Source organism: Pseudomonas sp. GW821-FHT09C09, from assembly GCF_059418105.1.
Window position 1 is genome coordinate 252626 of record NZ_JBWKPF010000010.1, and the last position, 20713, is coordinate 273338.

The following is a 20713-nucleotide window of genomic DNA, read 5'->3' on the forward strand; positions in this document are numbered from 1 at the left end:
TGGATTTCAGACTCCGGCTGCTATTCCCACCGGGCGCAATACGCCCGTTAAAAGGAGGCGCAATTCTATAGACGCCCCAGATAGGTGTCAACCCAATAAAAAAGCCCCCGCTAAGCGGGGGCTTTTTCAACTCATCGAAGCTATCTCAAAAAAGAGATTACTCGATGATTTTGGCTACGACGCCAGCGCCGACGGTACGACCGCCTTCACGGATAGCGAAACGCAGACCGTCTTCCATCGCGATGGTTTTGATCAGGGTAACAGTCATCTGAATGTTGTCACCTGGCATTACCATTTCAACGCCTTCTGGCAGCTCGCAGTTACCAGTCACGTCAGTAGTACGGAAGTAGAACTGTGGACGGTAGCCTTTGAAGAACGGAGTGTGACGACCGCCTTCTTCCTTGCTCAGAACGTAAACTTCTGCGGTGAACTTGGTGTGCGGCTTAACCGAACCCGGCTTAACCAGAACCTGACCACGCTCAACGTCGTCACGCTTGGTACCACGCAGCAGAACGCCGCAGTTCTCGCCAGCACGACCTTCGTCCAGCAGCTTGCGGAACATCTCAACACCGGTGCAGGTGGTGGTGGTGGTGTCACGCAGACCAACGATTTCCAGAGCGTCCTGAACGCGAACGATACCGCGCTCGATACGACCAGTTACCACGGTGCCACGACCCGAGATCGAGAACACGTCTTCGATTGGCATCAGGAACGGCTTGTCGATAGCACGCTCCGGCTCTGGGATGTAGCTGTCCAGAGTTTCCACCAGCTTCTTGACAGCGGTGGTGCCCATTTCGTTGTCGTCTTTGCCTTCCAGAGCCATACGAGCCGAACCGATGATGATCGGAGTGTCGTCGCCTGGGAAGTCGTAGGTGGACAGCAGGTCGCGAACTTCCATCTCAACCAGTTCCAGCAGCTCTGCGTCGTCTACCAGGTCAGCCTTGTTCAGGAAAACCACGATGTACGGAACGCCTACCTGACGGGACAGCAGGATGTGCTCACGAGTTTGTGGCATCGGACCATCGGCAGCCGAGCAAACCAGGATCGCGCCGTCCATCTGGGCAGCACCGGTGATCATGTTCTTCACGTAGTCAGCGTGACCTGGGCAGTCAACGTGAGCGTAGTGACGAATGTTCGAGTTGTACTCAACGTGCGCGGTGTTGATGGTGATACCGCGAGCTTTTTCTTCTGGAGCGCTGTCGATCTTGTCGAATTCAACTACGGCCGAACCGAAAACTTCGGAGCAGACGCGAGTCAGAGCAGCGGTCAGAGTGGTTTTACCGTGGTCAACGTGACCGATGGTGCCAACGTTTACGTGCGGTAGGGAACGATCAAATTTTTCTTTAGCCACGACAATTAACTCCTAGCCTAAAGGGGCTGAATCAGCCTTGTTTTTTGGTAACGGATTCGACGATGTGCGACGGAGCCGTATCGTATTTTTTGAATTCCATAGAGTAGCTTGCGCGACCCTGAGACATGGAACGAACGTCGGTCGCATAACCGAACATCTCACCCAGTGGAACTTCGGCACGGATAACCTTGCCGGACACTGTGTCTTCCATACCCTGGATCATGCCGCGACGACGGTTAAGGTCGCCCATCACGTCACCCATATAGTCTTCAGGCGTAACAACCTCTACCGCCATGATCGGCTCGAGCAACTCACCACCGCCCTTCTGGGCCAGTTGCTTGGTCGCCATGGAAGCAGCCACTTTAAACGCCATCTCGTTGGAGTCGACGTCGTGGTAAGAACCATCGAACACGGTAGCCTTCAGGCCGATCAGCGGATAGCCGGCAACAACGCCGTTCTTCATCTGCTCTTCGATACCCTTCTGGATAGCCGGGATGTATTCCTTAGGAACCACACCACCTACTACTTCGTTCAGGAATTGCAGACCTTCCTGACCTTCGTCAGCAGGAGCAAAGCGAATCCAGCAATGACCGAACTGGCCACGACCGCCGGACTGACGAACGAACTTGCCTTCGATTTCGCAGTTCTTCGTGATGCGCTCACGGTACGAAACTTGAGGCTTGCCGATGTTGGCTTCGACGTTGAACTCACGGCGCATCCGGTCAACCAGGATGTCCAGGTGCAGCTCGCCCATGCCGGAGATGATCGTTTGACCAGTCTCTTCATCAGTTTTAACGCGGAAAGACGGGTCTTCCTGAGCCAGTTTGCCCAGAGCGATACCCATTTTTTCCTGGTCATCCTTGGTCTTAGGCTCTACGGCAACCGAAATAACCGGCTCCGGGAAGTCCATGCGAACCAGGATGATTGGCTTGTCGGCGTTGCAGAGGGTTTCACCAGTGGTGACGTCCTTCATGCCGATCAGGGCCGCGATGTCGCCAGCGCGTACTTCCTTGATCTCTTCACGGGCGTTTGCGTGCATTTGCACCATACGACCCACGCGCTCTTTCTTGCCTTTGACCGAGTTGATCACGCCGTCGCCGGAGTTCAACACGCCCGAGTAAACGCGGACGAAGGTCAGAGTACCCACGAATGGGTCGGTAGCGATCTTGAACGCCAACGCCGCGAACGGCTCGTCGTCGCTTGCATGACGCTCCATCTCTTCTTCCTCGTTATCAGGGTTGGAACCCTTGATAGCAGGAATGTCGGTCGGAGCAGGCAGGAAGTCGATAACGGCGTCGAGAACCAGGGGAACACCCTTGTTCTTGAAGGACGAACCGCAAACAGCCAGAACGATTTCGCCAGCGATAGTACGCTGACGCAGAGCAGCCTTGATCTCTTCGATCGACAGCTCTTCACCTTCCAGGTACTTGTTCATCAGCTCTTCACTGGCTTCGGCCGCAGCCTCAACCATGTTGCTGCGCCACTCAGTAGCCAGCTCGAGCATGTCCGCAGGGATTTCCTTGCGAACCGGAACCATACCCTTGTCAGAGTCGTTCCAGTAAACAGCTTGCATGTTGATCAGGTCGATCTGGCCCTGGAAGTTGTCTTCCGAACCGATAGCCAGCTGGATCGGCACCGGAGTGTGACCCAGACGCTGCTTGATCTGACCGATCACGCGCAGGAAGTTGGCACCAGCACGGTCCATCTTGTTTACGTAAACAAGACGTGGAACGCCGTATTTGTTGGCTTGGCGCCATACGGTTTCCGACTGAGGCTCAACACCCGAAGTACCGCAGAACACAACGACAGCGCCGTCGAGTACGCGCAGGGAACGTTCTACTTCAATGGTGAAGTCTACGTGGCCCGGGGTATCGATTACGTTGAAGCGATGCTCGTGCGGGTACTGCTTCTCGGAACCTTTCCAGAAGGCGGTAATGGCAGCAGAAGTAATGGTAATACCACGCTCCTGCTCCTGAACCATCCAGTCTGTGGTCGCGGCGCCGTCATGCACCTCGCCCATTTTGTGACTTTTGCCAGTGTAAAAAAGGACGCGCTCGGTGGTGGTGGTTTTACCAGCATCCACGTGAGCGACGATACCGATGTTACGGTAGCGACTAATCGGAGTAGTACGAGCCATAAAGCCCTCGCAAAATTAGTGAAGCTAAAATTAGAAGCGGTAGTGCGAGAAAGCCTTGTTAGCTTCGGCCATACGGTGCACGTCTTCACGCTTCTTAACAGCAGCACCTTTACCTTCAGCAGCATCCAGCAGCTCGCCAGCCAAGCGCAGAGCCATAGACTTCTCGCCACGCTTGCGGGCGAAGTCTACCAACCAGCGCATTGCCAGAGCGTTACGACGGGACGGACGAACTTCGACCGGAACCTGGTAAGTAGCACCACCAACGCGGCGCGACTTCACTTCGACCAGCGGAGCGATGGCGTCGAGTGCTTTTTCGAAGAGTTCCAGGGGATCGGTGCCGGTCTTGCGAGCCGCAACGGTTTCCAGGGCACCATAAACGATACGCTCGGCAACGGCTTTCTTGCCGCTTTCCATAACGTGGTTCATGAATTTGGCGAGGATTTGGCTTCCGTATTTCGGATCGTCCAGAATCTCACGCTTTGCTGCTACGCGACGTCTTGGCATTGATAAGCCCTCAAACGGTCTTCAGGTTAGTTCGGGACAGATCCTTGAGGATTCGCGCCCGACCTTACTCTTATCGACTCAATAAAATGAAAATCTGCAAAACGGCCGATTACTTCGGACGCTTGGTACCGTACTTCGAACGACCCTGGTTACGGCCTTTAACGCCGGAAGTATCCAAGGAGCCGCGAACGGTGTGGTAACGAACACCTGGCAAGTCTTTTACACGACCGCCGCGGATCAGTACCACGCTGTGCTCTTGCAGGTTGTGGCCTTCACCGCCGATGTACGAGGAAACCTCGAAACCGTTGGTCAGACGCACACGGCATACTTTACGCAGTGCCGAGTTAGGTTTTTTCGGCGTAGTGGTGTACACACGGGTGCACACGCCACGACGTTGCGGGCAGTTCTGCAGCGCAGGTACGTCGGATTTCTCGACGATACGCTTACGCGGCTGACGTACCAGCTGGTTGATAGTTGCCATCTACTAGCTCCACTGTTGTCTTGCGACGCTATTGTCTTGCAAGAAAAGCAAAATGGCAGGAACGGATTCCCGCCAAATTTAGGGGATCAAGAGTCTAAAGAGGATCTTGTCCCCAGTCAAGGCAAGGCCCCGACCTCCCCGCTCGTCGAACCTCGACAAATTGTCTCGATTCGATGAACGGTTAGATCAGGGCCTCAGCTCATTTATCGCAGAACTCAGTTACCGCTCGAGTTCAGCGCTTCGGTCAGTGCAGCTTCCACTTCACTGGCGCTTACGCGCAACGGCTTGTCTGCATCACGACGACGCTTGCGCTCGCTGTGATAAGCCAGACCGGTACCGGCCGGGATCAGACGACCCACAACCACGTTTTCTTTCAGGCCGCGCAGGTAATCGCGCTTGCCGGTTACGGCCGCTTCGGTCAGTACGCGGGTGGTTTCCTGGAAGGAAGCCGCCGAGATGAACGATTCGGTCGACAACGACGCCTTGGTGATACCCAGCAGAACGCGGGTGAACTTGGAGACAAACTTGTCTTCCGCGTTCAGACGCTCGTTCTCTACCAGAACGTGAGTCAGTTCCATCTGGTCGCCCTTGATGAAGCTGGAGTCGCCGGACTCGGAGATCTCAACTTTACGCAGCATCTGACGCAGGATGGTCTCGATGTGCTTGTCGTTGATCTTCACGCCCTGCAGACGGTAAACGTCCTGGATCTCGTTAACGATGTATTTGGCCAGCGCGCTCACACCCAGCAGACGCAGGATGTCGTGCGGATCGCTCGGACCGTCGGAGATAACTTCGCCGCGGTTTACCTGTTCGCCTTCGAACACGTTCAGGTGACGCCACTTCGGAATCAGCTCTTCGTACGGATCGCTGCCGTCGTTCGGGGTGATGACCAGACGGCGCTTGCCCTTGGTCTCTTTACCGAACGCGATGGTGCCGCTGACTTCAGCCAGAATCGACGCTTCTTTCGGACGACGGGCTTCGAACAGGTCGGCAACACGCGGCAGACCACCGGTGATGTCACGGGTCTTCGAAGTTTCCTGCGGGATACGAGCGATAACATCACCGATCGCAATCTTCGCACCGTCCGCAACACCGACCAGGGCGTTGGCTGGCAGGAAGTACTGAGCGATAACGTCAGTGCCTGGCAGCAACAGATCCTTGCCGTTGTCATCGACCATCTTCACAGCAGGACGAATGTCCTTGCCGGCAGCCGGACGATCTTTCGGATCAAGTACTTCAATGTTGGTCATACCGGTCAATTCGTCAGTCTGACGCTTGATCGTGATGCCTTCTTCCATGCCCACGTAGGTCACGGTACCTTTCATTTCGGTAACGATCGGGTGAGTGTGCGGATCCCACTTGGCCACGATGGCGCCAGCGTCGACCTTGTCACCTTCTTTAACCGAAATCACAGCACCGTACGGCAGCTTGTAACGCTCGCGCTCACGACCGAAGTCGTCAGCAATCGCCAGCTCACCGGAACGGGACACGGCAACCAGGTTGCCATCCACACGCTCAACGTGCTTCAGGTTGTGCAGACGGACGGTACCGCCGTTCTTCACCTGAACGCTGTCGGCTGCGGAAGTACGGCTTGCCGCACCACCGATGTGGAACGTACGCATCGTCAGCTGGGTACCCGGTTCACCGATGGACTGGGCAGCGATTACGCCGACCGACTCACCGATGTTCACCTGGTGACCACGAGCCAGGTCACGGCCGTAGCACTTGGCGCAGATGCCGTAGCGGGTTTCGCAGCTGATCGGCGAACGCACGATCACTTCGTCGATGCTGTTCAGCTCGATGAACTCGACCCACTTCTCGTCTACCAGAGTGCCGGCAGGAACGATGACGTCCTCGGTACCCGGCTTGAATACGTCACGGGCAATGACACGACCCAATACGCGCTCACCCAGCGGCTCTACAACGTCGCCGCCTTCAATGTGCGGAGTCATCACCAGGCCGTGCTCGGTGCCGCAATCGATCTCGGTCACGACCAGATCCTGCGCCACGTCTACCAGACGACGAGTCAGGTAACCGGAGTTCGCGGTTTTCAACGCGGTATCCGCCAGACCCTTACGAGCACCGTGAGTCGAGATGAAGTACTGGAGTACGCTCAGACCTTCACGGAAGTTCGCGGTAATTGGCGTTTCGATGATGGAACCGTCCGGCTTGGCCATCAGACCACGCATACCGGCCAGCTGACGAATCTGTGCTGCGGAACCCCGCGCACCCGAGTCGGCCATCATGTACATCGAGTTGAACGATTCCTGCTCGACTTCGTCGCCGTGACGGTCGATGACTTTCTCTTTAGAGAGGTTCGCCATCATCGCCTTGGAGACTTCGTCGTTCGCTTTCGACCAAAGGTCGATCACTTTGTTGTACTTCTCGCCCTGGGTTACCAGGCCGGACGCGTACTGGCTCTCGATCTCTTTCACTTCGTCGGTGGCAGCACCGATGATGCGGGCTTTTTCATCCGGGATAACGAAGTCGTTAACACCGATGGAAACGCCGGAAATGGTCGAGTAGGCAAAACCGGTGTACATCAACTGGTCAGCGAAGATCACGGTCTCTTTCAGACCAACCACGCGGTAGCACTGGTTGATCAGCTTGGAGATCGCCTTTTTCTTCATCGGCAGGTTGACGACGTCGAACGACAGACCTTTTGGCACAACCTGGAACAGCAGCGCACGACCGACAGTGGTGTCGACGATACGAGTGTTGTTCACGCTGTTGCCGTCACGATCGTTCACGGTTTCGTTGATACGAACCTTGATCTTGGCGTGCAGTGCGGCTTCGCCGGCACGGAACACACGGTCAACTTCCTGCAGATCCGCGAACACACGACCTTCGCCCTTGGCGTTGATCGCTTCACGAGTCATGTAGTACAGACCCAATACAACGTCCTGCGACGGAACGATGATTGGCTCACCGTTGGCTGGCGACAGAATGTTGTTGGTCGACATCATCAACGCACGCGCTTCGAGCTGGGCTTCCAGCGTCAGCGGCACGTGCACGGCCATTTGGTCGCCGTCGAAGTCGGCGTTGTACGCAGCACAGACCAGAGGGTGCAGCTGGATAGCCTTACCTTCGATCAGTACCGGCTCAAACGCCTGGATACCCAGACGGTGAAGGGTCGGTGCACGGTTGAGAAGAACCGGGTGTTCGCGAATCACTTCAGCGAGAACGTCCCAAACTTCCGGCAGCTCGCGCTCGACCATTTTCTTGGCCGCTTTGATGGTGGTCGCCAGACCACGCATTTCCAGCTTGCCGAAAATGAACGGTTTGAACAGCTCGAGAGCCATCTTCTTCGGCAGACCGCACTGGTGCAGACGCAGGGTCGGACCTACGGTAATTACCGAACGACCGGAGTAGTCAACACGCTTACCGAGCAAGTTCTGACGGAAACGACCTTGCTTACCCTTGATCATGTCAGCCAGGGACTTCAGAGGACGCTTGTTCGAACCGGTGATAGCGCGGCCACGACGACCGTTGTCGAGCAGTGCATCGACAGCTTCCTGCAACATACGCTTTTCGTTGCGCACGATGATGTCCGGAGCGGACAGATCCAGCAGGCGCTTCAAACGGTTGTTACGGTTGATCACTCGACGATACAGATCGTTGAGGTCGGAAGTCGCGAAACGACCGCCGTCCAGTGGAACCAGTGGACGCAGATCTGGCGGCAGAACCGGCAGAACGGTCAGCACCATCCACTCTGGCAGGTTGCCGGAACCCTGGAAGGCTTCCATCAACTTCAGACGCTTGGACAGCTTCTTGATCTTGGTTTCGGAGTTGGTTTGCGGAATTTCTTCACGCAGACGACCAATCTCGTGTTCCAGGTCGATAGCGTGCAGCAGTTCACGGACAGCTTCGGCACCCATACGGGCGTCGAAATCGTCACCGAACTCTTCCAGCGCTTCGAAGTACTGCTCGTCGTTCAGCAGCTGACCTTTTTCAAGAGTGGTCATGCCCGGATCGATAACGACATAGCTCTCGAAGTAGAGAACGCGTTCGATATCACGCAGGGTCATGTCCATCAGCAGGCCGATACGGGACGGCAGCGATTTCAGGAACCAGATGTGGGCAACCGGCGAAGCCAGTTCGATGTGCGCCATGCGCTCACGACGAACCTTGGCCAGTGCAACTTCAACGCCGCACTTCTCGCAGATCACACCACGGTGTTTCAAGCGCTTGTACTTACCGCACAGGCACTCGTAATCCTTTACCGGGCCAAAGATCTTGGCGCAGAACAGACCGTCACGCTCAGGCTTGAACGTACGGTAGTTGATGGTTTCCGGCTTTTTAACTTCACCGAACGACCACGAGCGGATCATCTCAGGCGAGGCCAATCCGATACGGATGGCGTCGAACTCTTCGACTTGACCCTGGTTTTTCAGCAAATTCAGTAGGTCTTTCAAGGCCTTTCCTCCTGGCGGAGCAGAGAGCGGGCAATCCTGCCCCGCTCTCGATCGCGTCACGTGTTATTCGGTTTCCAGATCGATATCGATGCCGAGGGAACGAATTTCCTTGATCAACACGTTGAAGGACTCGGGCATGCCCGGCTCCATACGGTGATCGCCGTCCACGATGTTTTTGTACATCTTGGTCCGGCCGTTCACATCGTCCGACTTCACTGTGAGCATTTCTTGCAGAGTGTAAGCAGCACCGTATGCTTCCAGTGCCCAGACCTCCATCTCCCCGAAACGCTGACCACCGAACTGCGCCTTACCACCCAGCGGCTGCTGGGTAACCAGGCTGTACGAACCGGTAGAACGCGCGTGCATCTTGTCGTCTACCAAGTGGTTCAGCTTCAGCATGTACATGTAGCCAACGGTAACTGGACGCTCGAACTTGTTGCCGGTACGGCCGTCGGTCAGCTGCATCTGGCCGCTTTCTGGCAGGTCCGCCAGTTTCAGCATGGCCTTGATTTCGCTTTCCTTGGCACCGTCGAACACTGGAGTGGCCATTGGAACGCCGCCACGCAGGTTCTTCGCCAGATCCAGGATTTCCTGATCGGAGAAGCTGTCCAGATCTTCGTTACGACCGCCGATCTGGTTGTAGATCTCGTCCAGGAAGGTACGCAGCTCAGCGACTTTACGCTGCTCTTCGACCATCCGGTTGATCTTCTCGCCCAGACCTTTGGCCGCGAGGCCCAGGTGGGTTTCAAGGATCTGACCAACGTTCATACGCGAAGGTACGCCCAGCGGGTTGAGGACCACGTCGACCGGGGTGCCATTGGCATCGTGCGGCATGTCTTCAACCGGCATGATCACGGAGACCACACCCTTGTTACCGTGACGACCGGCCATCTTGTCGCCCGGCTGGATGCGACGACGGATTGCCAGGTAAACCTTGACGATCTTCAGCACGCCTGGAGCCAGGTCATCGCCCTGCTGCAGTTTGCGCTTCTTGTCTTCGAACTTGTCGTCCAGCAGACGGCGACGATCAACGATGTAGGCCTGAGCCTTCTCGAGCTGCTCGTTCAGAGCATCTTCAGCCATGCGCAGTTTGAACCACTGACCATGCTCAAGACCGTCGAGTACTTCGTCGGTGATGTCCTGACCTTTCTTCAGGCCCGCGCCGCCTTCAGCCTTGTGGCCTACCAGAGCGGAACGCAGACGTTCGAAGGTCGCGCCTTCAACGATGCGGAACTCTTCGTTCAGATCCTTGCGGATCTCGTCCAGCTGGGTCTTCTCGATCGACAGGGCACGAGCATCACGCTCAACGCCGTCACGAGTGAAGACCTGCACGTCGATGACAGTACCTTTGGTACCGGTAGGTACACGCAGGGAAGTGTCTTTAACGTCGCTGGCTTTTTCACCGAAGATCGCACGCAGCAGTTTTTCTTCCGGAGTCAGTTGGGTCTCGCCTTTCGGAGTGACCTTACCGACCAGGATGTCGCCTGCGCCAACTTCAGCACCTACGTAAACGATACCGGCTTCGTCCAGCTTGTTCAGTGCAGCTTCACCCACGTTCGGGATGTCCGCAGTGATTTCCTCTGGACCAAGCTTGGTGTCACGGGCCACACAGGTCAGTTCCTGGATGTGGATCGTGGTGAAGCGGTCTTCCTGAACCACACGCTCGGACAGGCAGATGGAGTCTTCGAAGTTGAAGCCGTTCCATGCCATGAACGCGATGCGCATGTTCTGACCCAGAGCCAGTTCACCCATGTCGGTGGACGGACCGTCGGCCATGATGTCGCTACGCTGAACGCGATCACCCTTGCTCACCAGCGGACGCTGGTTGATGCAGGTATTCTGGTTCGAGCGGGTGTATTTGGTCAGGTTGTAGATGTCGACACCGGCTTCACCGGTTTCAACTTCGTCATCGGCAACACGAACCACGATACGGCTGGCATCGACGGAGTCGATCACGCCGCCACGACGAGCCACGACGCAAACGCCGGAGTCGCGAGCCACGTTACGCTCCATACCGGTACCTACCAGCGGCTTGTCGGCACGCAGGGTTGGTACAGCCTGACGCTGCATGTTCGAACCCATCAACGCACGGTTGGCGTCGTCGTGCTCGAGGAACGGAATCAGCGACGCTGCAACCGAAACTACCTGCTTCGGCGAAACGTCCATCAGGGTGACTTCTTCAGGCGCCTTGACGGTGAATTCGTTCAGGTGACGTACGGCTACCAGTTCGTCGATCAGGACTTTCTGGTCGTTCATGGTCGCCGAAGCCTGCGCGATCACGTGATCGGCTTCTTCAATAGCGGACAGGAACACGATCTCGTCGGTAACCACACCCTCTTTCACCACACGGTACGGGCTCTCGAGGAAGCCGTACTGGTTGGTGCGAGCGTAAGCCGCCAGGGAGTTGATCAGACCGATGTTCGGACCTTCCGGCGTTTCGATCGGGCAAACACGACCGTAGTGAGTCGGGTGTACGTCACGAACTTCGAAGCCCGCGCGCTCACGAGTCAGACCGCCAGGGCCGAGTGCGGAGACACGACGCTTGTGGGTAATCTCGGACAGCGGGTTGTTCTGGTCCATGAACTGCGACAGCTGGCTGGAACCGAAGAACTCTTTCACCGCCGCCGCCACTGGCTTGGCGTTGATCAGATCTTGCGGCATCAGGCCTTCGCTTTCAGCCATCGACAGACGCTCTTTGACCGCACGCTCAACACGTACCAGGCCAACGCGGAACTGGTTCTCGGCCATTTCGCCTACGCAGCGAACACGACGGTTACCCAGGTGGTCGATGTCGTCGACGATGCCTTTACCGTTACGGATGTCGACCAGAGTCTTCAGTACCGCGACGATGTCTTCCTTGCACAGCACGCCCGAACCTTCGATCTCGGTACGACCGATACGACGGTTGAACTTCATCCGGCCGACCGCAGACAGGTCATAACGCTCAGGGCTGAAGAACAGGTTGTTGAACAGGGTTTCGGCAGCGTCTTTGGTTGGCGGCTCGCCTGGACGCATCATGCGATAGATTTCGACCAGCGCTTCCAATTGGTTGCTGGTGGAGTCGATCTTCAGAGTGTCGGAGACGAACGGACCGCAGTCGATATCGTTGGTGTACAGAGTTTCGATGCGAACGACGCCGGCCTTGGCGATTTTCGCCAGGACTTCAGTGGTCAGCTCGGTGTTGCACTCTGCCAGGATTTCGCCGGTTGCCGGATGCACGATGACCTTGGCGGTGGTGCGACCCAGGACGTAGTCCAGAGGCACGTCCAGCTCTTTGATCCCGGCTTTTTCCAGCTGGTTGATGTGACGGGCAGTGATACGACGACCCTGCTCGACAATTACCTTGCCTTTGTCATCCTGAATATCGAGAACAGCAACTTCACCGCGCAGACGCTGTGGTACCAGCTCCAGGCTCAGGGTCTCGCCCTTAACGTGGAATACGTTGGTGGTGTAGAAAGCGTCCAGCACTTCTTCGGTGGTATAGCCGAGCGCGCGCAGCAGTACCGAGGCCGGCAGCTTGCGACGACGGTCGATACGTACGAATACGCAGTCTTTCGGGTCGAACTCGAAGTCCAGCCACGAACCGCGGTAAGGAATGATGCGTGCGGAGTACAGCAGTTTGCCGGAGCTGTGCGTCTTGCCACGGTCGTGGTCGAAGAACACGCCCGGGGAGCGGTGCAACTGGGAAACGATCACACGCTCGGTACCGTTGATAACAAAGGTACCGTTCTCAGTCATCAGGGGGATTTCACCCATGTAGACTTCTTGCTCTTTGATGTCCTTGATCGCTTTGTTCGACGATTCTTTGTCGAAAATGATCAGGCGCACTTTTACCCGCAAAGGTACGGCGAAAGTTACACCGCGCAATACGCATTCTTTGACATCAAATGCCGGTTCGCCCAGGCGATAACCGACGTACTCCAGCGCAGCATTGCCGGAGTAGCTGATGATCGGGAAAACGGATTTGAAGGCCGCATGCAGGCCCACGTCGCGGAACTGATCTTTAGTCGCTCCCGCTTGCAAGAATTCACGATACGAATCCAGCTGGATGGCCAGGAGGTAAGGCACATCCATGACGTCCGGCAACTTGCTAAAGTCCTTGCGGATACGTTTTTTCTCAGTATATGAGTAAGCCATCAGCGTTCCCCAGCTTGGTCACCTGCTTGTTTGGCCCCTCCCGACGGGAGCAGCCAGAAAATCGTGCAAACCCCATGGTTTGCGCCATCACATCGGATGGTTACAGCTCGTTATCGGCACCGACCGAGTCGGCTGCCAATAACGGAAAAAGGCCGGTGGCAAGAGCCACCAGCCATCAGCCTGTCGCTTGACGCTCGGGCTGGAGGAGCAAAGTCGATGCTTACTTCAGCTCGACTTTAGCGCCTGCTTCTTCCAGCTTCTTCTTAGCGTCTTCAGCAGCTTCTTTCGAAACGCCTTCAGCTACAACCTGAGGAGCGCCGTCGACTTTCTCTTTGGCTTCTTTCAGGCCCAGACCGGTCAGTTCACGAACTGCCTTGATCACGTTTACTTTCTTCTCGCCGGCTTCAACCAGAACAACGTTGAACTCGGTTTGCTCTTCAACAACAGCGGCAGCAGCAGCTGGACCAGCAGCAGCAACAGCAGCGGTCACGCCGAAGGTTTCTTCCATTGCTTTGATCAGCTCAACAACTTCCAGAACGGTTTTCTGGCCGATTGCTTCGATGATTTGTTCGTTAGTCAGAGACATGACTCAATTCCTGATTTGGTGGACAGCCTGTACGGCCGTCGAAATAAACAAAAATACGCGAGATTGGAAACGCTCAGCCTCAGGCTGCAGCAGCTTCTTTCTGATCGCGAATTGCCGCCAGAGTACGAGCCAGCTTGCTGGTAGCGCCTTGAATCACGCTCATCAGTTTCGCAATAGCTTCGTCGCGAGTTGGCAGGCTTGCCAGCACGTCGATCTCATTCGCTGCGAGGAACTTGCCCTCGAACGAAGCTGCCTTGATCTCGAACTTATCCTGACCCTTGGCAAATTCCTTGAACAGACGAGCAGCAGCGCCCGGGTGTTCGTTGGAGAATGCGATCAGGGTCGGGCCGGTGAACGCTTTGTTGAGCACTTCGTACGAAGTACCTTCAACTGCGCGCTTGAGCAGGGTGTTACGTACAACACGTACGTAAACGCCAGCTTCACGAGCCTCTTTACGGAGTCCGGTCATTGCGCCTACTGTTACGCCACGGGCATCAACCACGACAGCGGACAGAGCGACTTTGGCAGCCTCGTTGACTTCAGCGACGATGGCCTTCTTGTCTTCGAGATTAATTGCCACGGGTTTAACTCCTGCTTGTTACCGTTTCATTCGATCGAAACCGAATGTCGTTTTGGTGTCTGATTCGGTAAGGAACCGGGAGCACCATCTGCGTAGGCTTGAGGTTTAAGACTTGCGTCGCCTACGGTCTTGGATAGCCCCCGCCAGGCAGGGACCCCAATCTTTCAATTGACGCAGTCACCTGCGCCAATTTTTGTCTTACGCGTCCAGCGAGCTCTGGTCGATGACCAGGCCTGGGCCCATGGTGGTGCTCAGGGTAACGCGCTTGACGTAGATACCTTTCGAGGAAGCTGGCTTGATACGCTTCAGGTCAGCGATCAGGGCTTCCACGTTTTCCTTCAGCTTGACGGCATCGAAGCCGATCTTGCCAACGGAAGTGTGGATGATGCCGTTCTTGTCGGTGCGATAACGAACCTGACCAGCCTTGGCGTTTTTAACCGCGGTGGCTACGTCTGGAGTAACGGTACCAACTTTCGGGTTAGGCATCAGGCCACGTGGACCGAGGATCTGACCCAGTTGACCTACAACGCGCATGGCATCCGGGGATGCGATCACTACGTCATAGTTCAGGTCGCCGCCTTTCATTTCGGCAGCCAGTTCGTCCATGCCTACGCGGTCAGCGCCGGCAGCCAGAGCGGCCTCGGCAGCTGGACCCTGGGTGAACACAGCAACGCGAACGGTCTTGCCAGTGCCGTGTGGCAGCACGGTAGCGCTACGAACGACCTGGTCGGATTTACGCGGGTCTACGCCCAGGTTAACGGCCACATCGAACGACTCGACGAACTTGGCAGCTGGCAGCGAGGCCAGCAGAGTTGCGGCCTCTTCGAAGTTGTAGGACTTGCCCGCTTCGATCTTTTCAGCGATAGCCTTTTGGCGCTTGGTCAGCTTAGCCATTACACACCCTCCACGTTAAGGCCCATGCTACGAGCAGAACCGGCGATAGTGCGCACGGCTGCATCCATATCAGCTGCAGTCAGATCCGCGTTTTTGGTTTTCGCGATTTCTTCCAGCTGAGCACGGGTAACAGTGCCAACCTTAACGGTGTTCGGACGAGCGGAACCGCTGGTCAGACCGGCCGCCTTCTTCAGCAGAACCGAAGCAGGGGTGGATTTGGTTTCGAAAGTGAAGCTACGGTCGCTGTAGACAGTGATGATCACTGGAGTCGGCAGACCAGCTTCCAGACCCTGGGTACGGGCGTTGAAAGCCTTGCAGAATTCCATGATGTTCACGCCGTGCTGACCCAGAGCAGGACCAACAGGTGGGCTTGGGTTAGCCTGAGCGGCCTTCACTTGCAGCTTGATGTAAGCGGTAATCTTCTTGGCCATGAGGCACTCCAATTACGGGTTCGAACGCCTCGAAAGGCTCCCCGGTTACTTGCGCGTTTATCCCAGTGACGACAAAACCCCACAGCCTAGGGCTGCGGGGTTGGGATGCTTGTCCAGCTAGACCTTTTCGACCTGACTGAACTCCAACTCTACCGGAGTAGAGCGACCGAAAATGAGCACCGCCACTTGGATCCGGCTCTTTTCGTAGTTAACTTCTTCAACAACACCGTTAAAGTCAGCGAAAGGACCGTCATTGACACGAACGGTTTCACCTGGCTCGAACAACGTCTTCGGCTTCGGCTTGTCGCTACCGTCGGCAACGCGACGCAGGATCGCCTCTGCTTCTTTGTCAGTGATTGGCGCAGGCTTGTCGGCAGTACCGCCGATAAAGCCCATCACCCGAGGAGTATCCTTGACCAAGTGCCAAGTACCCTCGTTCATATCCATCTGCACCAGCACATAACCAGGGAAGAACTTGCGTTCGCTTTTGCGTTTCTGGCCATTACGCATTTCAACCACTTCTTCAGTGGGAACCAGAATTTCGCCGAAGCCATCTTCCATGCCAGCCAGCTTTACACGCTCGATCAGCGAGCGCATGACATGCTTCTCGTAACCCGAGTAAGCATGCACAACGTACCAACGCTTAGCCACGGGACACCCTTAGCCGACAATCAAGGAAACAAGCCAGCCGAGCAGGGAATCAAGCCCCCACAACAGCAACGCCATAACCAGAACAACAGCCACAACAATCAGAGTGGTCTGCGTGGTTTCTTGGCGAGTTGGCCATACGACTTTACGAATCTCGGTACGAGCTTCCTTAACCAGTACAAAGAAAGACTTGCCCTTGGCAGTCTGCAGGCCTACAAAGGCAGCTACAGCAGCAATGACAAGCAAAGCGAGTACACGGTACAGGATCGGCGAAGCAGAGTAATACTGATTGCCTACAACGCCAACCACCACCAAAGCGACCACTACAAGCCACTTGAGCAGATCGAAGCGAGAGCCTTGAGCTTCAGCCTTAGGAGTCATCTATGAAGATCCTGTGAAAAGAAAGCCAGACACACCGAGTGAATCTGGCAGGTCAGGAGGGAATCGAACCCCCAACCTACGGTTTTGGAGACCGTCGCTCTGCCAATTGAGCTACTGACCTAAAACAAAATCAGGCCGACCATTATGCCGGCCCGAAAAATACATTACAACTACTTACTCGATGATTTTGGCTACGACGCCAGCGCCGACGGTACGACCGCCTTCACGGATAGCGAAACGCAGACCATCTTCCATCGCGATGGTTTTGATCAGGGTAACAGTCATCTGAATGTTGTCACCTGGCATTACCATTTCAACGCCTTCTGGCAGCTCGCAGTTACCAGTCACGTCAGTAGTACGGAAGTAGAACTGTGGACGGTAGCCTTTGAAGAACGGAGTGTGACGACCGCCTTCTTCCTTGCTCAGAACGTAAACTTCTGCGGTGAACTTGGTGTGCGGCTTAACCGAACCCGGCTTAACCAGAACCTGACCACGCTCAACGTCGTCACGCTTGGTGCCACGCAGCAGAACGCCGCAGTTCTCGCCAGCACGACCTTCGTCCAGCAGCTTGCGGAACATCTCAACACCGGTGCAGGTGGTGGTGGTGGTGTCACGCAGACCAACGATTTCTAGAGCGTCCTGAACGCGAACGATACCGCGCTCGATACGACCAGTTACCACGGTGCCACGACCCGAGATCGAGAACACGTCTTCGATTGGCATCAGGAACGGCTTGTCGATAGCACGCTCCGGCTCTGGGATGTAGCTGTCCAGAGTTTCCACCAGCTTCTTGACAGCGGTGGTGCCCATTTCGTTGTCGTCTTTGCCTTCCAGAGCCATACGAGCCGAACCGATGATGATCGGAGTGTCGTCGCCTGGGAAGTCGTAGGTGGACAGCAGGTCGCGAACTTCCATCTCAACCAGTTCCAGCAGCTCTGCGTCGTCTACCAGGTCAGCCTTGTTCAGGAAAACCACGATGTACGGAACGCCTACCTGACGGGACAGCAGGATGTGCTCACGAGTTTGTGGCATCGGACCATCGGCAGCCGAGCAAACCAGGATCGCGCCGTCCATCTGGGCAGCACCGGTGATCATGTTCTTCACGTAGTCAGCGTGACCCGGGCAGTCAACGTGAGCGTAGTGACGAATGTTCGAGTTGTACTCAACGTGCGCGGTGTTGATGGTGATACCGCGAGCTTTTTCTTCTGGAGCGCTGTCGATCTTGTCGAATTCAACTACGGCCGAACCGAAAACTTCGGAGCAGACGCGAGTCAGAGCAGCGGTCAGAGTGGTTTTACCGTGGTCAACGTGACCGATAGTTCCGACGTTGACGTGCGGTAGGGAACGATCAAATTTTTCCTTAGCCATCGATATCACCCCTAACAGAAGAAATAAGCAAACAACCCTAGCCATTAAAACAAAGGCAGATATTTTCATATCTGCCTTGTTATATGGAGCTCTTGAGCGGATTTGAACCGCTGACCTCACCCTTACCAAGGGTGTGCTCTACCAACTGAGCTACAAGAGCGTAACACTTTGCACAACCTGCAAACTTGGAGCGGGTAGCGGGAATCGAACCCGCATCATCAGCTTGGAAGGCTGAGGTTCTACCACTAAACTATACCCGCGGAGCCTGCAGCTCACGCTAAAATCTGGTGGAGGGAGAAGGATTCGAACCTTCGAAGTCGTAGACGTCAGATTTACAGTCTGATCCCTTTGGCCGCTCGGGAACCCCTCCTAATCAGGCCGGCATTCTATACTATGCCAAACCCTTGTCAAGCATTTTCTCATTTAAAAACCTGAGGTTAGCTGCTTTGACACCGCCCTACTGCTTCAACCTTTTCAGGCCTTCGCTGTGGAGCGGGCGCCATTCTATGCAAACTATTCCGCAGGTGCAACCCCCTCGCACAGCATTATTTTGTGTTTTAACTCATTGAATTCCTTAGAAAGGTTTTGCAACTGAGTATCGCCCAGGAAACGCTGGGTTTCTGGCGTGATTCGGAACCAATATGCATTGCTGGAAACGTCTTTCGGCAGGGGCTGAGCTTTCGCACCAAGCTCATTCAGGCGCTGCTCCAGCGCCTGCGCAGCTTCAGGACGACCCGAACCACCTATATATAGACACTGCCCATCGGACTTCGCTGCTCGCGAGGCATCACCAGCCTCACTCAGCAAGCGGATATCCTGCTGCGAACCACTATAAAGACGGAGCGGGGTGACATCCTTTGCACGCAATGGCGCCTCCTGCTGATGCCAGACGTAATAAAACACATTGAGTACCAGAAGCAGGAGAAACAACCAACGCATACAAACCTCAGGACAAAGGACAAGCCATAGCCAAACCGACGAACACCAAATCGGGAGCCACCCTGGCCTCAGGCACAACATCCGACACTAGCTCGGCATCCCCCCCAGTGATGAAGACACTGAAGCTATCTCCCCAGTAGGAACGCGCCATCTCCAACTGCGTCAGTACGAATCCTCTGAGCATCAACGAACAGCCACGCTCCACCGCCTCGACCGTATTGCGCCCTGGAGCGTGACTCGCCAATGCCCGTTCCGCCGCCAGATCGCCATAGCGAATCTTTCGGGTATGCGTACGCAATTGATTTCGCATCAATGGCATACCAGGACAAATGAAGCCTCCCAGGTGTTCACCTTCCGACGAGATGAAATCAGCAGTCACCGCCGTCCCAAAATCAAGAACCAGGCAAGCCCCTCCAGCTAGATGAAAGCCACCAAGCATCGCCAACCAGCGATCAAGGCCCAGACGCTCGTAGTCCTCATAGCCGTTCTTGACGCCAGACATTTCACGAGCAGGTGTCGCACAGACAACGGATATATCGAACTCACGCTTGAGGAGATCAATCAGCAAATTGGTCTCGTCTTCAGTTCTTACACTGACCAGGCGGCATTTGCCGAGAGACAACTTATCGAGCGAACGAAGATTGCCGACCAATGCCCCATCAGAGTCGACCACCCCTTCCGCGACGAGGGTACCGGCCTCGCCATTCAGCACCCGCCACTTGATAAAACTGTTTCCGCAATCAAGCTCAAGAATCATCACGCAACCTCAAGCTGAGCTCACCACCACTAAAGACTCTTTCCACACCATCCACCTTCAATCGCAGCGCACCTTGATTATCGACCCCCAGCACCACGCCATCTATCTGAGTGACGCCGGCCGTGAGAGAAACCGGTTGCCCTTGCCACAAGTGGCTCGCCTCCCACTCGACCTGAAGTGCAGAGAAACCGCCTGCCTGGTGGCGCTGCAAATAAAGCTGCAACTGTTTACTCAGCTCAACCACCAGACCATTGCGATCACAAGGCTTCCCCGACTCGAGCCGTATCGAAGTCCACTGTTGATCTACCTCGTCGGACGTTTGCATGTTCACGTTTATGCCAATACCCAGCACTACATGACACACATCTGCCGGATCCCCAACCAGCTCCAGCAAGATTCCCGCGATTTTTTTTCGCCCCACTAAAACATCATTGGGCCACTTCAAGCCGGCACCTACCACCCCAAGCGCTCGCAAGGTCTGCATGACCGCAAGACCAACAACGAGACTTAACCCTTCAAGCTGACGCATCCCACCATCAATACGCAACACGAGACTGTAATAGAGGTTCTCGGCAAACGGGCTTACCCATTTGCGCCCTCTGCGCCCACGACCGGATATTTGTCGTTCAGCCAGCACCAGAAAGGGGGCCATTTGACCCCGCTCAACGGCGCGCAGCGATTCGGCGTTAGTAGAGTCGATTGAGTTGAAGACGCTCACGGACCAGCCCGCAAGACTTTCCTCGATCTTGAGTGAGTCGAGCAACATCAGCGGCGAAGCTAACTGGTAGCCTCGCCCTCGAACTTTATGTATGGACAGCCCAAGCTCAGCTTCGAGATGTTGAAGCTGCTTCCACACCGCACTTCGACTAATTCCCAGGGCGGCTCCCAGAGCCTGGCCGGAATGGAATCGTCCATCCTTCAGAAGGTTCAACAACGTCAGCATGCAGGTCTCGCCTCGGAATGAGGCCCGAATAATAGCCATGCACCGAGCTGTTGCATAGAATTCAAACAACCCACTTTCCTGCGAGCAAAACAAAACCCCAACTGCTTTCGCAATTGGGGTTTCGGAATTTAATCTTGACGATGACCTACTCTCACATGGGG

16 protein-coding genes and 4 tRNA genes are annotated in these 20713 nt (G+C 55.6%); all 20 read right to left on the minus strand.

Going from position 1 to position 20713, the window contains the following annotated elements; all coding sequences use genetic code 11:
* Nucleotides 1–157: 157 nt before the first annotated feature.
* Nucleotides 158–1351 carry an elongation factor Tu gene (gene tuf, locus AC07NR_RS27265; protein WP_010220303.1) on the minus strand — a complete coding sequence of 398 codons (1194 nt, stop codon included), beginning with the start codon at nucleotides 1349–1351 and terminating at the stop codon, nucleotides 158–160.
* A gap of 31 nt (nucleotides 1352–1382) precedes the next feature.
* A complete protein-coding gene (gene fusA / locus AC07NR_RS27270; protein ID WP_047296931.1) occupies nucleotides 1383–3488 on the minus strand; it encodes an elongation factor G in 2106 nt (701 codons plus the stop codon).
* Between the two features lie 30 nt (nucleotides 3489–3518).
* Nucleotides 3519–3992, minus strand: coding sequence for a 30S ribosomal protein S7 (gene rpsG / locus AC07NR_RS27275; RefSeq protein ID WP_007957592.1), 474 nt, complete (start codon nucleotides 3990–3992; stop codon nucleotides 3519–3521).
* A 109-nt stretch (nucleotides 3993–4101) separates the two neighbouring features.
* On the minus strand, nucleotides 4102–4473 hold the full coding sequence (rpsL, locus tag AC07NR_RS27280; protein ID WP_003186084.1) for a 30S ribosomal protein S12: 372 nt from the start codon (nucleotides 4471–4473) through the stop codon (nucleotides 4102–4104).
* Nucleotides 4474–4688: 215 nt separating this feature from the next.
* On the minus strand, nucleotides 4689–8888 hold the full coding sequence (gene rpoC / locus AC07NR_RS27285) for a DNA-directed RNA polymerase subunit beta' (RefSeq protein WP_085712352.1): 4200 nt from the start codon (nucleotides 8886–8888) through the stop codon (nucleotides 4689–4691).
* Between the two features lie 63 nt (nucleotides 8889–8951).
* A complete protein-coding gene (gene rpoB / locus AC07NR_RS27290) occupies nucleotides 8952–13025 on the minus strand; it encodes a DNA-directed RNA polymerase subunit beta (protein ID WP_248744657.1) in 4074 nt (1357 codons plus the stop codon).
* Between the two features lie 220 nt (nucleotides 13026–13245).
* Nucleotides 13246–13611 carry a 50S ribosomal protein L7/L12 gene (gene rplL / locus AC07NR_RS27295; protein ID WP_007957596.1) on the minus strand — a complete coding sequence of 122 codons (366 nt, stop codon included), beginning with the start codon at nucleotides 13609–13611 and terminating at the stop codon, nucleotides 13246–13248.
* Between the two features lie 79 nt (nucleotides 13612–13690).
* Nucleotides 13691–14191 (minus strand): 50S ribosomal protein L10, encoded by a 501-nt coding sequence (rplJ, locus tag AC07NR_RS27300; RefSeq protein ID WP_495079858.1) that lies wholly within the window; start codon nucleotides 14189–14191, stop codon nucleotides 13691–13693.
* 198 nt (nucleotides 14192–14389) lie between these two features.
* A complete protein-coding gene (gene rplA, locus AC07NR_RS27305; protein WP_011336175.1) occupies nucleotides 14390–15085 on the minus strand; it encodes a 50S ribosomal protein L1 in 696 nt (231 codons plus the stop codon).
* On the minus strand, nucleotides 15085–15516 hold the full coding sequence (gene rplK, locus AC07NR_RS27310) for a 50S ribosomal protein L11 (protein WP_003228756.1): 432 nt from the start codon (nucleotides 15514–15516) through the stop codon (nucleotides 15085–15087). The genes rplA and rplK overlap by 1 nt, the downstream gene beginning before the upstream one ends.
* 117 nt (nucleotides 15517–15633) lie before the next feature.
* Nucleotides 15634–16167, minus strand: coding sequence for a transcription termination/antitermination protein NusG (gene nusG, locus AC07NR_RS27315; RefSeq protein WP_007957598.1), 534 nt, complete (start codon nucleotides 16165–16167; stop codon nucleotides 15634–15636).
* A gap of 9 nt (nucleotides 16168–16176) precedes the next feature.
* Nucleotides 16177–16545 carry a preprotein translocase subunit SecE gene (gene secE, locus AC07NR_RS27320; RefSeq protein WP_007916493.1) on the minus strand — a complete coding sequence of 123 codons (369 nt, stop codon included), beginning with the start codon at nucleotides 16543–16545 and terminating at the stop codon, nucleotides 16177–16179.
* Nucleotides 16546–16590: 45 nt separating this feature from the next.
* A tRNA-Trp gene (locus tag AC07NR_RS27325) sits at nucleotides 16591–16666 on the minus strand.
* A gap of 53 nt (nucleotides 16667–16719) precedes the next feature.
* Nucleotides 16720–17913 (minus strand): elongation factor Tu, encoded by a 1194-nt coding sequence (gene tuf, locus AC07NR_RS27330; RefSeq protein ID WP_010220303.1) that lies wholly within the window; start codon nucleotides 17911–17913, stop codon nucleotides 16720–16722.
* 84 nt (nucleotides 17914–17997) lie between these two features.
* Nucleotides 17998–18073 (minus strand) — tRNA-Thr (locus AC07NR_RS27335).
* 26 nt (nucleotides 18074–18099) lie between these two features.
* Nucleotides 18100–18173 (minus strand) — tRNA-Gly (locus AC07NR_RS27340).
* A gap of 25 nt (nucleotides 18174–18198) precedes the next feature.
* Nucleotides 18199–18283, minus strand: a tRNA-Tyr gene (locus AC07NR_RS27345).
* 143 nt (nucleotides 18284–18426) lie between these two features.
* Entirely contained in the window at nucleotides 18427–18852 is a 426-nt protein-coding gene (locus AC07NR_RS27350) for a hypothetical protein (protein ID WP_495079859.1), read from the minus strand.
* 7 nt (nucleotides 18853–18859) lie between these two features.
* A complete protein-coding gene (locus AC07NR_RS27355) occupies nucleotides 18860–19609 on the minus strand; it encodes a pantothenate kinase (protein WP_495079860.1) in 750 nt (249 codons plus the stop codon).
* Complete coding sequence (birA, locus tag AC07NR_RS27360; protein ID WP_495079861.1) at nucleotides 19599–20552, minus strand: bifunctional biotin--[acetyl-CoA-carboxylase] ligase/biotin operon repressor BirA; 954 nt, start codon at nucleotides 20550–20552, stop codon at nucleotides 19599–19601. Before birA ends, AC07NR_RS27355 begins: the two co-directional genes overlap by 11 nt.
* Nucleotides 20553–20713: the final 161 nt, after the last annotated feature.